The following is a 12,797-nucleotide window of genomic DNA, read 5'->3' on the forward strand; positions in this document are numbered from 1 at the left end:
GTTGTCGCGTCTGAAATCGTGTCTGTCCCCCCCATGAAGTTGTCCGGTCTGGAGCCTGTCTCCATCGGCACCGGGTCGCTGTTCGTCAACGTGGGCGAACGCACCAACGTGACCGGCTCCAAGGCCTTTGCCCGCATGATCCTGAACGGCCAGTACGAAGAGGCCTTGGCTGTGGCGCGGCAGCAGGTCGAAAACGGCGCGCAGGTGATCGACGTGAACATGGACGAAGCCATGCTCGACAGCCAAGCGGCCATGGTGCGTTTCTTGAACCTGATGGCCTGGTGAGCCCGACATCGCCCGCGTGCCGGTGATGGTGGACTCGTCCAAATGGTCGGTGATCGAAGCCGGTCTGCGCTGCATCCAGGGCAAGGGCATCGTCAACTCGATCAGCATGAAAGAAGGCTTGGACGAGTTCAAACGCCAAGCCAAGCTGGTCAAGCGCTACGGCGCTGCTGCGGTGGTGATGGCGTTTGACGAAAAAGGCCAAGCCGACACCTACGCACGCAAGATCGAGATTTGCGAGCGCGCTTACCGCGTGTTGGTGGACGAGGTGGGCTTCCCGCCGGAAGACATCATCTTCGACCCGAACATTTTTGCCATCGCCACTGGCATCGAAGAGCACGACAACTACGCCGTGGACTTCATCGAAGCCACGCGCTGGATCAAACAGAACCTGCCCGGCGCCAAGGTCAGCGGCGGCGTGTCCAACGTGTCTTTCAGCTTTCGGGGCAACGACCCGGTGCGCGAAGCCATCCACACCGTGTTCCTGTACCACGCCATCCAGGCGGGCATGGACATGGGCATCGTCAACGCAGGCATGGTCGGCGTATACGACGACCTGGAGCCCACGCTGCGCGAACGGGTGGAAGACGTGGTGCTGAACCGCCGCCCTGATGCGGGCGAGCGTTTGGTGGAGGTGGCCGACAGCGCCAAGGGAGCGGCCAAAGACGAGAGCGCCAAACTGGCTTGGCGCGGCACGCCCGAGGCCCCCGTCGGCGTGGCGCAGCGCCTGTCACATTCCTTGGTGCACGGCATCACCGACTTCATCAACGACGACACCGAAGAGGCGTACCAAGAGATTTTGGCCAAAGGCGGCCGTCCGCTGCACGTGATCGAAGGCCCGCTCATGGACGGCATGAACGTGGTGGGCGATTTGTTCGGCCAGGGCAAGATGTTCTTGCCGCAGGTGGTCAAGAGCGCGCGCGTGATGAAGCAAGCCGTGGCGCATTTGCTGCCCTACATCGAAGCCGAAAAACTCGCGCAAGAAGCGGCCGGTCAAGACGTCAAAGCCAAGGGCAAGATCGTGATCGCCACCGTCAAGGGTGATGTGCACGACATCGGCAAGAACATCGTCACCGTGGTCTTGCAATGCAACAACTTTGAAGTGGTCAACATGGGCGTGATGGTGCCCTGCCACGAAATTTTGGCCAAAGCGAAAGCCGAGAACGCCGACATCATTGGCCTCTCAGGCTTGATCACGCCGAGCTTGGAAGAGATGCAGTACGTGGCGGGCGAGATGGAAAAAGACCCCTACTTCCGCGAGCGCCAAATGCCGCTGTTGATTCGGTGGTGCGACCTGCAGCCGCGTGCACACCGCCGTGAAGATTGCCCCCCACTACAGCGGCCCGGTGGTCTATGTGCCCGACGCCTCGCGCAGCGTGAGCGTGGCGCAGGGCTTGTTGTCCGAGCAAGCCGCGAACTACATCGCCGAGCTGAATGCCGACTATGACAAGGTGCGCGAGCAGCACGCCAACAAAAAACAAACCCCGATGTGGACGCTGGCGCAGGCCCGCGCCAACAAGACGCCCATCGACTGGGCTCAAGGCGTGCCCACTCCCCCGAAGTTCATTGGCCGCCGCGTGTTCAAGAACTACGACCTGGCCGAGATCGCGCAATACATCGACTGGGGCCCCTTCTTCCAGACCTGGGATTTGGCCGGACCTTTCCCCGCTATCCTGGATGATGAGATCGTAGGCGAGCAGGCGCGCAAGGTGTATGCCGACGGCCAGGCGATGCTGAAAAAAATCATCGAAGGCCGCTGGGTCACAGCCAATGCTGTGTTGGGCCTCTTCCCTGCCAACAGCGTCAATGACGACGACATCGCTCTTTATTCAGACGCCTCGCGCAGCCAGGTCGCCATGACGTGGCGCGGCCTGCGTCAGCAGACCGAAAAACACATGATCGATGGTGTCATGCGCCCCAGCCGCTGCTTGGCCGACTTTGTCGCGCCCGTGGGCGTGGCTCCCGATCACGTGGGCCTTTTCGCCGTCACCGCGGGCATCGGCGCCGACAAGCGCGCAGAGGCTTTCGAAGCCGCGCACGACGACTACAGCGCCATCATGCTCAAGTCATTGGCCGACCGCTTGGCCGAAGCGCTGGCCGAATGCCTGCACAAAAAAGTGCGCACCGACCTGTGGGGTTACGTGTCAACCGAGGCGCTGAGCAACGAAGAGTTGATCGCTGAAAAATACCAAGGCATCCGCCCCGCGCCCGGCTACCCCGCCTGCCCCGACCACAGCGCCAAACAAGCGATGTTCGATGTGCTGCAATGCCAAGACATTGGCATGGGCCTGACCGAGAGCCTGGCCATGACGCCTGCGGCCAGCGTGAGCGGTTTTTACATCGCGCACCCCGAGGCGCAGTACTTCAACGTCGGGCAAAGTGGGCGACGACCAGGTGCAAGACCTCGCGCAGCGCAGCGGGGTTGAGGTGAAAGACCTGCAACGCCTGTTGGCCCCTAACCTCTGAACACCATGCTCAATTTTTGGACGTCCTGCGGTCACCAGCACCTCTCGCGCAACGAGCGGGGCTGGATGAGCGCCACGCCCGACTATTGGCGTTTGTGGTTGGAGCGCCCAGAGTTGGCTTTGGTGGAGGAGTCTTGCAAGGCTGAGAAGCGCATTGCACCAGGCGCTGCTGGATGCACCTTTGATGCAGGTGACGCCCGCGCAACTCAAGGCTTTCAAGGACGACGATGCGCGTGAAAACTACGAGCTGTTTTTGCGTTTTCGGGATGACGTAAAAAGCGCCGGTTCGCTGGAAGCGGCCTACATGGCTTGGCAAAAATCCGGCAACATCCAAATGCCGCCGCTCTTCATTGATGTGGTGGTGCAGGCCATTGTGTGCAACGTGCTGGCCGAGGTGCAAGACGCGTGGGTATGGCGTGCTGCTGAGCTGCTGTTTCGCCGCCAGCGCATCACCATCGAAGGGGGCCGTGTGCTGTCGGGCGACAGCGACACCCTGGACAGCCTGAAAGCCACCGGGGGTTTGGGTGAGATGGGCCGCTTGTTGATGGAAGGCGGCGCGCCCCTCAAGGCGGTCGATGTGAAGGTGCTGCACCCGGACAACGCTGAACGCTACTTCGCACAGCGCGAGGGCCTGGGCCGTTACGCCTTTTTGCTCGACATGACGCATGAACTGCAAAACGAATTGCCGCACGGCCTGATCTTGAGCATGGTCAACGCCCGCTCGGGCCTGAAAGCCTTGTCCAGCGTCTTGGCCTTGTGGGTGCAGCACTTTTTGGGTGTGTCGGTCAGCATCGAGCCGGTGCAAAAGGTGGACGATCCGGCTTGGCGCTGGCATGTGGGGCTGGACGTGACGGCTACTGCTTTGCTCAATGACCTCTACCAAGGCGTTGAGTTGGACGCCAAGCGCCAGCAGCAACTCATCAGCCTGTTCAAGCTGCGTTTTGCCAATCCGGATGACATGCGCGCTGATGTGCGGGGCAAGGTGGTTTACCTGGGCCTGGCCATGAACGAGCAGGGTTTACTCAAGCTCAAGCCGCAAAACCTGTTGCTCAATTTGCCCTTAACCCTCTCTGCCTGAACTTGCTTCGCTCAAGTTTTGCGCTCTTTAAACGACCCAGGGCATGAAAGTGGTTGGCCAAAAGCTTTACCAGATGAAGCCAAATATCAAGAGCAAACCGCTGTTATGAAGGCGGCCAATCTGACGTGAACCGAAAAATCCGGTGGGTACACCCGGTCCGTGTCGATCCATCTTTTTGTTGAAATCGTTGCAATCGGTCAATGCCATGGCTTTGAAACCCGATACTGAGCCACTTGCGCGCCGCCGAAGAAAGCCACACCCATGTTTGACCACCATGTTTGACCGCCACGCCCAAACCCTGTTGCGCCCCGCGCTGAACGCCGCCGCACGCGGCTTGGTGCGCGCAGGCATCAGCGCCGACGCGCTGACCTGGCTGGGCTTTGCCATCGGCATGGCCGCCGCCGTGGCCATTGCGCTTGCAAGCGTGGTGGTGGGGCTTGGCGCTGCTGCTGGCCTCGCGCTTGCTCGACGGCCTGGACGGCAGCGTGGCCCGCCTGACCCAGCCCACCGACGCGGGCGGCTTCCTGGACATCGCAGCTCGACTTCGTGTTCTACGCCGCCATCCCCCTGGCCTTTGCGGTGGCCCACCCCGCCACCAACGCCCTGCCCGCCGCAGCCCTGCTGGCCAGCTTCATCGGCACCGGCAGCAGCTTTTTGGCATTCGCCGCACTGGCCGAAAAACGGGCCTGACGGACACCGCTTTGCCGGGCAAAAGCTTCTACTTCTTGGGCGGCCTGACCGAAGCCACTGAGACCATCACCGTCTTTGCCGCCATGTGCGTGTGGCCTGAACACTTTGCGGTGTTGGCTTATGGGTTTGCTGGCTTTGTGTGCCATCACCACGGGGATGCGGGTTTGGTGGGGGTATCGGCGGTTGGGGTGAAGCTGACGCGAAAGTTCAGCGCTGCGTCGCAACTTTGGGCGTCCGTTTTAAGGGAACATGAGACGTAGTCGCCTCAAGGCGCTCAGCCAGCCAGACCTTGATCACGGACTGCCTCGTCACCCCCAGTTTGCTGGCTTCGCGGTCCAGCGAGTCAATCATCCATGTTGGAAAATCAACATTCACCCGCTTCTGCTCCTGCAGCACGCGCCTGGATTTGGACAAGTCCAAAGAAGCCGTGATGTCGGCCCCATCTTCAAACGCTTGTTCGAACTTTTTAGCTTTCATAAAGTGCCACCTCTTCTGTGCGTGCGCGACGCACGGATATCAATCGGATATGGGCTCCCCGGTAGGTGATGACTGCCGACCAATGCTTCCCATCCATGACGCCAATCACCAAATAACGCGGTTCGTCATCTGTTTTTGCCGGAATTTCCAACAGCATTGGGTCATTCCACAGCACCTGAGCTTGGACGAAATCAATGCCATGCTTGGTGCGATTGGAATCACTCTTTGCGGCGTCAAACTCAAAGGACATCATGGTATAGAAAATATACCTTAATTGCCATCCAACGAGAAGCCGCCTGAGCACTATGCGCTGTGTGTCTATGGCGTGAACCACAAGAAATACGCAGGCGAAAGCCATCATCCCCAACAGCACAGGTGCGGCCAAGGCCGTAGCCGTGGCCATTGCGCTGCAAGCGTGGTGGTGGGGCTTGGCGCTGCTGCTGGCCTCGCGCTTGCTCGACGGCCTGGACGGCAGCGTGGCCCGCCTGACCCAGCCCACCGACGCGGGCGGCTTTCTGGACATCGCACTCGACTTCGTGTTCTACGCCGCCATCCCCCTGGCCTTTGCGGTGGCCCACCCCGCCACCAACGCCCTGCCCGCCGCAGCCCTGCTGGCCAGCTTCATCGGCACCGGCAGCAGCTTTTTGGCCTTCGCCGCACTGGCCGAAAAACGCGGCCTGACGGACACCGCCTTGCCGGGCAAAAGCTTTTACTTCTTGGGCGGCCTGACCGAAGCCACCGAAACCATCACCGTGTTTGCCGCCATGTGCATCTGGCCTGAAAACTTTGCGGTGTTGGCTTATGGGTTTGCTGCTTTGTGTGCCATCACCACGGGGATGCGGGTTTGGTGGGGGTATCGGAGGTTGGGGTGAAGTTACGCCGTAACTTAGCCCCTAACGCCTTTCTTCAGCGGCCAAAGCGTGCTGGCGTGGCTTTTGCGTTTTTTGCAAAAGGCATGACAGTACGATTTGGTCCGTCTGTAAGAATTTGTTAGGCTGAACGCACACTTTAGTTCAGCTGGCCTTGCTGCATAATCTCATTGATGAACTTGCCAGCTTCTTGCAATGACGCGTTGCTATTCAAACCATATGCACCAGAGAAGTGAGGAATGACGACCAATTTTCGCCAGCCCTGCGTGAAATGGAACAATCTCTTTTGATGTCCATTGATGTCGAGAATCTTTTCACGAAGCTCAACTTCTTGGCCAAATACTGCTTTCGAGAAATCACTTCGACAACTGATTCCAACGCCGATGATCACTCTGGGTTGATATTCATCAATCCAGTTTCTTATCGTTGGAAGACGGTGCTCATGGCACCACCGAATATATTCGTTCTTGTCTGGGGTGCCGGTCGCTTTCACCGCTCGCTCTGGCCACGACGAAACATCATGGCAAGCAAAGGGATATAGATTGCCCTTAAAGAACCCAGATCGCCCCTTTACAAAAGGTTGATGGGTTGTAGCAAACTCCAAGAATCTATCGACCATATAACCATGCATCGAAGCGAGGAGCTTGAACGCCTTTTTGTTGTAGGGCCATCGGAGCTGCATTTCGATGGAATAGCTATCGTCCTCTGGACCTACGCCGGAAGCTTCTTCATGCCTACTATTGAAGGTGCCGTGCTCAATGCCTAAGACCCAAATAGAGGGCGTCGCAGGACTTCCTGCGGCAACCTCATCGCTATCGCATCCAGCAAACTTGCTAAGCGCCTCCTCGGCGAAAGATTCAGCAATCATAGACAAGGCCACATTTACCAGAGCCGCAAAACGAGCTGACCGGCAACGACTAATATTGAAGCGTTCCCGATTTCAAAAGTATTAGACAAATTTGCGCCAGACTTAGGCTTTGCCTTTTGCCCATCCACGATCCAGGTGTTCGAAAGCGAAGCCCCGGATTTTGGCTTTAGGTCCTTGCCGTCCCAAGTCCATGTATTGGATAGACTCGCTCCCGATTTCGGCTTTATCTCTTTTCCGTCGAAAATCCACGTATTCGAGAGTGACGCGCCGGACTTTGGCTTGAGTTCTCTTCCATCACAAACCCATCCGGAAGGCAGCTCAATTTTGTTAGCCATATGTATTCCTTATGCTGAGGATTAAGGTCAGTGCTACGAGAAGCCTAACGTTCGAGTTAAGCCGCCCGCGGAGGCGGGCGCTGTAAGCCTGGTTCGCGATGATACACCAGGTGCCGCGGACCAGGCTTACAGCGCCTGCCGTAGCGGGTCGGCTTGAACGAGGGGTTAGGCCTCACTGCGCACGATCCTCCGGCCCTACAGCAGACACTTCAGCCTTGGACCGACTTCTTCGAAGCCGTTTCTGAGATAGAACGAAACGGTACGATTCCAATGTGTACCGGCTGGGGCACCTACCTCCAATCTTCGCCACTCCCTTGCGCGAGCAAATCTCATCGCTTCCTTAAGCAACTCAGGCCCTACACCCTCCGAACGCGCCGGGGGGCTGACGAACAACTCCGAGATTTCTCCGAATCTCCCACCAGCATAGATCGATGCGCACTCATGCAACGTTAGGACACCAACCGCATGACCCAGTTCATCCTCGGCAACAAAAGCCCACACCCCACGGTCCTTATTGAGAAGGAGCACGGTGGAAGCGCGGACTTTATCAATCGTCGGGGGATTCGCAGTTGGGGGTGTCAATTCCGAGAGCAACGCGTGCACAAGCTCGGCCACAACGCCGACTTCGGAACTCTGCGCTTGCCGTAGCGGGTCAGGTTGAGCGAGGGGTTAGGCCGCACCGCCGTGGCGCCGTTGAAGACTTTGAACATGTTCAACATCAGTTTTGGCTGAGATGGCAAGTCTCGCCGTCTCCAAGCGGCCGACGCAGAACTGAAGGCGGTTGAGCGACATGACTTCGATGCGCTGTTCCTTCAAGAAGTCCACGAGTTGGGTGACACTGAAAACGCCTGGCGGAATCTCGGTCTTGAACTCAGCTTCGCCAGTGAATGCGACGACCGACGTCACCGCTGTTGGTGGGAGGAAGTCGATCAGGTCCTGAACCGCTCGGACATGGCGAATGTTCTGGAAGATTGGGTTCTGGAACCTGAACTTCCTCTTGAACAAAACTTGAGTCCACTGCGCGTGCTTCGGATTGGCAAAGATCCAGCCCTTGTAGTCCTTGGTCTCAATGACAAAGATGCCGAACCTCGAGACCAAGATGTGATCGATCTGGGTTGTACCGTCCTTGAGCTGGAGGGTCACATGATTCATCAAGTGGTAGTCCGGAGGCTGAAAGCTGGTTCGGATGACCTTGGCCAATAGCGCTTCACCTCGGTTCTGAAACCGTGCGGCGCGGAAGCGACCAAGTAGGTAGCCAACCGAGAGTGCAAGGACTATGTAGAGGAGGGTGGTCACGTGGGTTCTGTGTGCGGCCTAACGTGCGAGTTAACCGGAGCAGTGGGGTATGACGACGTTTGGGGCAGAATGAAATGGAGCCCCAAACGGCGGCATGCCCCACTGCTCCCGGTTGAACGAATGGTTAGGCCTCATTGAACGGGCGGCTGCGCTACGGACTTGGATCATTTCAATGCTGTCTCTTCGTTTACTTAACGGCTCAAGGGCGAAGCGCATAACTCGATTGCGCCGCCTTTCGTTTGTCCGAGTCCTCCGCGCGAGGGATGCTCCCAAGCCTTTTCAAAGCACTTCGTAGCATTCAGAGCATTGGTTGTACCCTTGCACAGTTTCACAGCTTGGCCACGATTCAGGCCAAGTCCGCCTCGATCAGGGTGTTCCCAAGCCTTTTCAAAGCATTGGGTAACCTCAGAAGCATTCGTTGTTGCGGCGCATAAGTCGGTCGCCAGTCCTCGGGGTAGACCTAGCCCTCCATCATCAGGATGCTTCCATGCCTTCTCAAAGCACTTGGTGGCCTCGTTCGAAAACGCCGGCAGGCTGGCATAGATTGAGGTTGTAAGTACGAAGATCAGTTCACGCTTCATTGATCGGCGCGCCCTTTCAGATTTCGTTCGGACTGGCATGTCCGACAGCAGAGATCGTGGACGAGTTCAAGCGCATCAATTGCATGGTTGGCGCTCCGCCTACTTCTTCTTAGTCTGTGCGAGTGCTGATCCAGCAGCTGACTTTGAGGCTGCACCGGTTCTCCCATCTCTCAAAACAGCCGAGGCAGCCTTAGCCGCTCTTGCTGAAGTTGCCTTTGGTGGAGAAACCTGAGATAGAGAACTGCCTGCAGCACTCTTTGACGCCTTGCCGGTCGAAGTACTGGAAAGAACGCTCGAAGCCTTTCGAGCAACACGTGAGCTAGTCACTTTTGTAGCCATAGTTGACTCCCAAAATCAGTTGATTGAAGGTGCAGTATCGCTGATGCGGTGGATTAATTTGGGCTACGGGGCTTAGTGGTTGCTTTTTCGTGGTGGCGCACCACATCAATTCCATGAGGCCTAACGCAGAGTTAACCGGGCGACGACGGGTGGACGCCTTACCCGCGAGGCGCAGGGTAGACAGAGCGCGCCTCGCGGGCAAGGTAGCCAGCCGTTGGCGCTCCGGTAGAACGACCGTTAGGCTTCACATCAGCTTCTCTAGCTTGGCCGAAATGATCCCTAAGATGATTGATCCGACTGCGCCAAGGGTAAGTTGTAGCCATGCTCGCGGCTTTGCAGACGATGCCTCAGCGATTAGCTTTTCATCGCCTTTATTCAGCTTTAAGTAGGAGAGAACTGGATAAGTGTCGATTGCCACTTCGATGAACTCAGCAAAGAATCGAGTAAGTGACAAGACGATGTACGAGCCGCCGACCAGTATGACGATGAAACGCGCTATGGCTTGCGGTGATGCGCTCTGCCCAAGAACTGTCGGTATGGCCTGTAGCGCGAACCCGACGATAATCGCGGATACTGCAAGTCGGGCAACCTCCGGAATTCGGTGTGAGTGTTGTCGAAGAAGTTGAAGTAGTTGCGATTTCGGAGTGGACTTGCACCCTGCAATCCACTCGTCAAACGCTTCAAGAAAACCGCGAGCGACTACGTAGTCTGCGTAGTCAACAGTAACTTCGGCAGCACTTCCTGCCATGTAGCCGATGAATCGGCCGCGCATGAAGGGCGGCGCTTCCTCTTCCATTTGCTTGATAGCAGCTACCCGCGAAGTAAGTCGTGCGGTTACTACATACTCCTGCGGGCGCTCCAGTCCAGCCGGGATGATCGAGAAGTTGTACTTGAAGACGACATTGACGGAGGGACTTGTAGCGTTTCCGTTGTAGAGGCGGAAACGCTCAAACGACGTGAAGACTTCCTTTCGCTCTTTCTCGTGGAAGACGGAGACAGACTCATTTCGTGCCACTACGTGATGGACATCGCAGAGCTGCGAAACCTTGTGATGCAGTTGCTCGAGGTCGGAGAATTCAACAAGGATGTTCTCTGAGTACCGCTTGCGAATCTGCTCTGTTCTTCCGGTCACCTGATGGTAGATGTCCTGATAGACCTTCAGAGGCACTTGTGTGTGGGACTGGCCGACGCGGACTGCGCGACCGTTCCCAGCGTCTTCGTGTTCGATGATTTCACTCATACCAAAATGGTCTCCTTGTGAAGCCTAACGTAGAAGTCACCGGCGCTGCGCGGCTTTATCGCGTAGCGTCCGTGTGGACTGCCGGGTTATGCCTTGCCTAAGCAATGCGTACATTTTGAAACCGGACTGACTGCAAATACGGTATGGCATTGAGCCATGCCCCCTGAACGTTGTCACACGCTTCCTGCAGCGCTAAGAACAACATAAGCAAGATTCCAGAGTTTGAATCGCAAATGACATGGGTGCCCGCAACTGGCGGTTGTTGCGTGTTTAGAGTCATCGGCGAGTTGTCCAGCTTAACGAAACCTTTCTGCAAGAGAAACACACCATCCAGCGCCGTTCCAGGCACCGATACGCGATTGCCTGAGTTCCATATCGGTAGCGGTATGTTCTGACTTGTGTGCGAATTCTGTAACCATGAATGAACGGTGTTCATTTGAGCTGGACCAGTGTAGGCCACAACGAAATTCAATATGCGTGGAGGAATCCAGCCAGTGCTAAAGCTAGTGTTGATATTCGGCGTAAGGCTCTTGGCTGCGTGTGCCGCCTTCACGGATTGATCGATAGCAGCCTGATCAAGAACTGACTTGACTTCAATGGTTGCAACGACTGATTCGATCATGAATCCGTTGATCCCGCCTCCGAAGTCCAGCTTCGGATAGTTGGTCTTATAAATGACAATGTCGAATTGGTTGCGGGACGCACGCGGCTGCGAATTGGCGTCAATTATTTCACCTGTACCGATTGCTACGTTTGCGCTGAGGTGCCCCTCAAGGAATTTCTTTATGAAGGCTTCTCTTGGAGTACCTCGATGCAGCGTATGTCCGGCGTTGGCCGGTATTTGGGAGATGTGGATGAGGGATGTCTCCACAGCATCCATGTGTGACTTCAGCATCGGGAGTCCTTAGGCATAACGTGATGTAGATCGCAAAACCTGGTTGATACACCCGGCCCGTGTCGATACATCTTTTTGTTGAAATCGTTGCAAGCGGCTCACGCCATGGGGTTAAGGCCAAGCACTGTATGTGCATGCAGGTATAAATTTACTGCCCAAACCCGGCATCTAACCCCTTACACCGCACCATCCAGCACAGCAGGTCCGAAACGCCACACTATACCCAAAAAAATACAAAAATTTAGCTATAAATCACCTTTGAGCATAAACCCCCATGCGCCCCCTCAACCCCACCCCAACCCCCAACCAAAGCTGGGCATAATCATTCACGCCCCCGCTGGCCACCCCGCCCAAACGCCCCTCCGGCAAACCGCCAAAAACAACAATCAGCCCCCGCACAGATGACTGCCAACGCCTTCCACAACATCGCGCAAATTGAAACCAGCCTGTGGGAAGCCGCCGATCAGCTCCGTGCCAACTCCAACCTCACGGCCACCGAATATTCCATGCCGGTGTTGGGCGTGATTTTTTTGCGGCACGCCACCAACCGTTACCAGACCGCGCTGCAAGCCATTGAGGCCGCGCAGGCGGCGGGCACCATGCCAAAGCGTCCCTTGGTCAAAGGCGACTTCATCAAGCGCCGCGCTTTGATGCTGCCCGAGGCCGCACGCTACGACACCTTGCTCAACCTGCCTTCGGGGGCCAGTCTGGGCGGTGCACTGGTCGCGGCCGTGCATGCGATCGTGGCCGACTTGGCTTGCGTCTCGGGTTGTATGTTCGTGCAGAGCAGCCACTTCATCTGAAAAATAGTGTCTGCGTGCTACATTGATCCCATGTTGTTCAGCACACGTTTCAATTTGCCTGTTGTATTGACCATGCACGCCCGCAAACGGTTGCTTGATCGTGCTATTTCCATCGAGGAGCTGATGCAAGTGATTGACACTGGTGAAACACGGTTCAAAGACCCAACCCATCTGTGGGCGTATAAAAATCTCCCTGGGCGAACTGATAATTTGGTCTGTGCGGTGCTGGTCCTCTAAGACGCCGTGGTCGTTAAAACCGTCATGCACGAATTTGTATTGGAGGATTAACCCATGAAAACCACCTACTACGACCAAGATGACATCTTGGTGATTCATCTCTCGGATAAACCCATTGCACGCGAGGTGTCGCAGGACTGGAACACGCATGTCAGCTACGCAGCTGATGGCACAGCCGTAGAAGTTGTCGTGTTGGACGCCAGAGCCAACGGCGCACTCCCGGTAGAAATCCTCCACGGCCAAGCCGCCTGATTGACTATCCCCCCATACCTGTCAATGCCCGAGCCACCCTACACGCCGCAAGACAAAGTGGACGTGGCGCAATTGGTTTACCAGCACATT

At 56.7% G+C, this 12,797-nt stretch carries 15 protein-coding genes and 1 pseudogene; 8 read left to right on the forward strand and 8 right to left on the reverse strand.

The genetic code is table 11. The features are described from left to right. The first annotated feature begins 33 nt into the window (after nucleotides 1-33). The 4 genes and pseudogenes from metH to HEQ17_RS14065 all read left to right on the forward strand — a co-directional run bounded on the left by metH (nucleotide 34) and on the right by HEQ17_RS14065 (nucleotide 4,515). Nucleotides 34-2,748: pseudogene (metH, locus tag HEQ17_RS14055) on the forward strand (methionine synthase). 5 nt (nucleotides 2,749-2,753) lie between these two features. Beyond that, nucleotides 2,754-2,984 carry a DUF6352 family protein gene (locus tag HEQ17_RS16080; protein ID WP_366938046.1) on the forward strand — a complete coding sequence of 77 codons (231 nt, stop codon included), beginning with the start codon at nucleotides 2,754-2,756 and terminating at the stop codon, nucleotides 2,982-2,984. Continuing rightward, complete coding sequence (locus HEQ17_RS14060) at nucleotides 2,932-3,825, forward strand: DUF6352 family protein (RefSeq protein WP_366938047.1); 894 nt, start codon at nucleotides 2,932-2,934, stop codon at nucleotides 3,823-3,825. Before HEQ17_RS16080 ends, HEQ17_RS14060 begins: the two co-directional genes overlap by 53 nt. Before the next feature lie 546 nt (nucleotides 3,826-4,371). Further along, nucleotides 4,372-4,515, forward strand: a complete 144-nt coding sequence (locus HEQ17_RS14065) for a hypothetical protein (protein ID WP_296293312.1) — start codon at nucleotides 4,372-4,374, stop codon at nucleotides 4,513-4,515. Nucleotides 4,516-4,722: 207 nt separating this feature from the next. Here the strand turns inward: HEQ17_RS14065 and HEQ17_RS14070 are convergent, their stop codons facing one another. Together HEQ17_RS14070 and HEQ17_RS14075 are read right to left on the reverse strand one after the other, a co-directional pair. After that, entirely contained in the window at nucleotides 4,723-4,992 is a 270-nt protein-coding gene (locus HEQ17_RS14070) for a CopG family transcriptional regulator (RefSeq protein ID WP_296293313.1), read from the reverse strand. Continuing rightward, nucleotides 4,982-5,395 carry a BrnT family toxin gene (locus tag HEQ17_RS14075; protein WP_296293314.1) on the reverse strand — a complete coding sequence of 138 codons (414 nt, stop codon included), beginning with the start codon at nucleotides 5,393-5,395 and terminating at the stop codon, nucleotides 4,982-4,984. Before HEQ17_RS14075 ends, HEQ17_RS14070 begins: the two co-directional genes overlap by 11 nt. On the opposite strand from HEQ17_RS14075, the gene HEQ17_RS14080 reads away from it, so the two are divergent. Beyond that, the gene (locus HEQ17_RS14080; protein ID WP_296293315.1) at nucleotides 5,388-5,864 is read left to right on the forward strand and encodes a CDP-alcohol phosphatidyltransferase family protein; all 477 of its coding nucleotides are present in this window, start codon (nucleotides 5,388-5,390) and stop codon (nucleotides 5,862-5,864) included. The two genes, HEQ17_RS14075 and HEQ17_RS14080, sit on opposite strands and share 8 nt — an antisense overlap. A gap of 136 nt (nucleotides 5,865-6,000) precedes the next feature. Here HEQ17_RS14080 and HEQ17_RS14085 read toward each other — a convergent pair whose 3' ends face one another. The 6 genes from HEQ17_RS14085 to HEQ17_RS14110 all read right to left on the reverse strand — a co-directional run bounded on the left by HEQ17_RS14085 (nucleotide 6,001) and on the right by HEQ17_RS14110 (nucleotide 11,400). After that, a complete protein-coding gene (locus HEQ17_RS14085) occupies nucleotides 6,001-6,729 on the reverse strand; it encodes a hypothetical protein (RefSeq protein WP_296293316.1) in 729 nt (242 codons plus the stop codon). A gap of 14 nt (nucleotides 6,730-6,743) precedes the next feature. After that, nucleotides 6,744-7,064, reverse strand: coding sequence for a hypothetical protein (locus HEQ17_RS14090; protein ID WP_296293317.1), 321 nt, complete (start codon nucleotides 7,062-7,064; stop codon nucleotides 6,744-6,746). 195 nt (nucleotides 7,065-7,259) lie between these two features. Then, on the reverse strand, nucleotides 7,260-7,679 hold the full coding sequence (locus HEQ17_RS14095; RefSeq protein WP_366938048.1) for a GNAT family N-acetyltransferase: 420 nt from the start codon (nucleotides 7,677-7,679) through the stop codon (nucleotides 7,260-7,262). A gap of 54 nt (nucleotides 7,680-7,733) precedes the next feature. Further along, nucleotides 7,734-8,360 (reverse strand): nuclease-related domain-containing protein, encoded by a 627-nt coding sequence (locus HEQ17_RS14100; RefSeq protein ID WP_296293318.1) that lies wholly within the window; start codon nucleotides 8,358-8,360, stop codon nucleotides 7,734-7,736. Between the two features lie 1,164 nt (nucleotides 8,361-9,524). Beyond that, nucleotides 9,525-10,520 (reverse strand): hypothetical protein, encoded by a 996-nt coding sequence (locus HEQ17_RS14105; RefSeq protein ID WP_296293319.1) that lies wholly within the window; start codon nucleotides 10,518-10,520, stop codon nucleotides 9,525-9,527. A 97-nt stretch (nucleotides 10,521-10,617) separates the two neighbouring features. Continuing rightward, nucleotides 10,618-11,400, reverse strand: coding sequence for a DUF6602 domain-containing protein (locus HEQ17_RS14110; RefSeq protein WP_296293321.1), 783 nt, complete (start codon nucleotides 11,398-11,400; stop codon nucleotides 10,618-10,620). A 416-nt stretch (nucleotides 11,401-11,816) separates the two neighbouring features. Between HEQ17_RS14110 and HEQ17_RS14115 the strand changes: the two genes are divergently transcribed. The 3 genes from HEQ17_RS14115 to HEQ17_RS14125 are packed head-to-tail and all read left to right on the forward strand — an operon-like array spanning nucleotide 11,817 to nucleotide 12,707. Then, nucleotides 11,817-12,218 (forward strand): type I restriction-modification system subunit M N-terminal domain-containing protein, encoded by a 402-nt coding sequence (locus HEQ17_RS14115; protein WP_296293322.1) that lies wholly within the window; start codon nucleotides 11,817-11,819, stop codon nucleotides 12,216-12,218. 30 nt (nucleotides 12,219-12,248) lie between these two features. Beyond that, entirely contained in the window at nucleotides 12,249-12,455 is a 207-nt protein-coding gene (locus tag HEQ17_RS14120) for a DUF4258 domain-containing protein (protein ID WP_296293323.1), read from the forward strand. Nucleotides 12,456-12,509: 54 nt separating this feature from the next. Next, nucleotides 12,510-12,707 carry a DUF2283 domain-containing protein gene (locus HEQ17_RS14125; protein WP_053173388.1) on the forward strand — a complete coding sequence of 66 codons (198 nt, stop codon included), beginning with the start codon at nucleotides 12,510-12,512 and terminating at the stop codon, nucleotides 12,705-12,707. Nucleotides 12,708-12,797: the final 90 nt, after the last annotated feature.

This window comes from Limnohabitans sp., from assembly GCF_023910625.1.
In the GTDB taxonomy this organism is placed as follows: Bacteria; Pseudomonadota; Gammaproteobacteria; order Burkholderiales; family Burkholderiaceae_C; genus Limnohabitans_A.

Coding starts and splice junctions, on each gene's coding strand:
- HEQ17_RS14105 (WP_296293319.1), bottom strand. CDS start 10,520: ATGAGTGAAATCATCGAACACGAAGACGCTGGGAACGGTCGCGCAGTC.
- HEQ17_RS14110 (WP_296293321.1), bottom strand. CDS start 11,400: ATGGATGCTGTGGAGACATCCCTCATCCACATCTCCCAAATACCGGCC.
- HEQ17_RS14125 (WP_053173388.1), top strand. CDS start 12,510: ATGAAAACCACCTACTACGACCAAGATGACATCTTGGTGATTCATCTC.
- HEQ17_RS14070 (WP_296293313.1), bottom strand. CDS start 4,992: ATGAAAGCTAAAAAGTTCGAACAAGCGTTTGAAGATGGGGCCGACATC.
- HEQ17_RS14120 (WP_296293323.1), top strand. CDS start 12,249: ATGTTGTTCAGCACACGTTTCAATTTGCCTGTTGTATTGACCATGCAC.
- HEQ17_RS14115 (WP_296293322.1), top strand. CDS start 11,817: ATGACTGCCAACGCCTTCCACAACATCGCGCAAATTGAAACCAGCCTG.
- HEQ17_RS14085 (WP_296293316.1), bottom strand. CDS start 6,729: ATGATTGCTGAATCTTTCGCCGAGGAGGCGCTTAGCAAGTTTGCTGGA.
- HEQ17_RS14075 (WP_296293314.1), bottom strand. CDS start 5,395: ATGGCCACGGCTACGGCCTTGGCCGCACCTGTGCTGTTGGGGATGATG.
- HEQ17_RS14090 (WP_296293317.1), bottom strand. CDS start 7,064: ATGGCTAACAAAATTGAGCTGCCTTCCGGATGGGTTTGTGATGGAAGA.
- HEQ17_RS14060 (WP_366938047.1), top strand. CDS start 2,932: ATGCAGGTGACGCCCGCGCAACTCAAGGCTTTCAAGGACGACGATGCG.
- HEQ17_RS16080 (WP_366938046.1), top strand. CDS start 2,754: ATGCTCAATTTTTGGACGTCCTGCGGTCACCAGCACCTCTCGCGCAAC.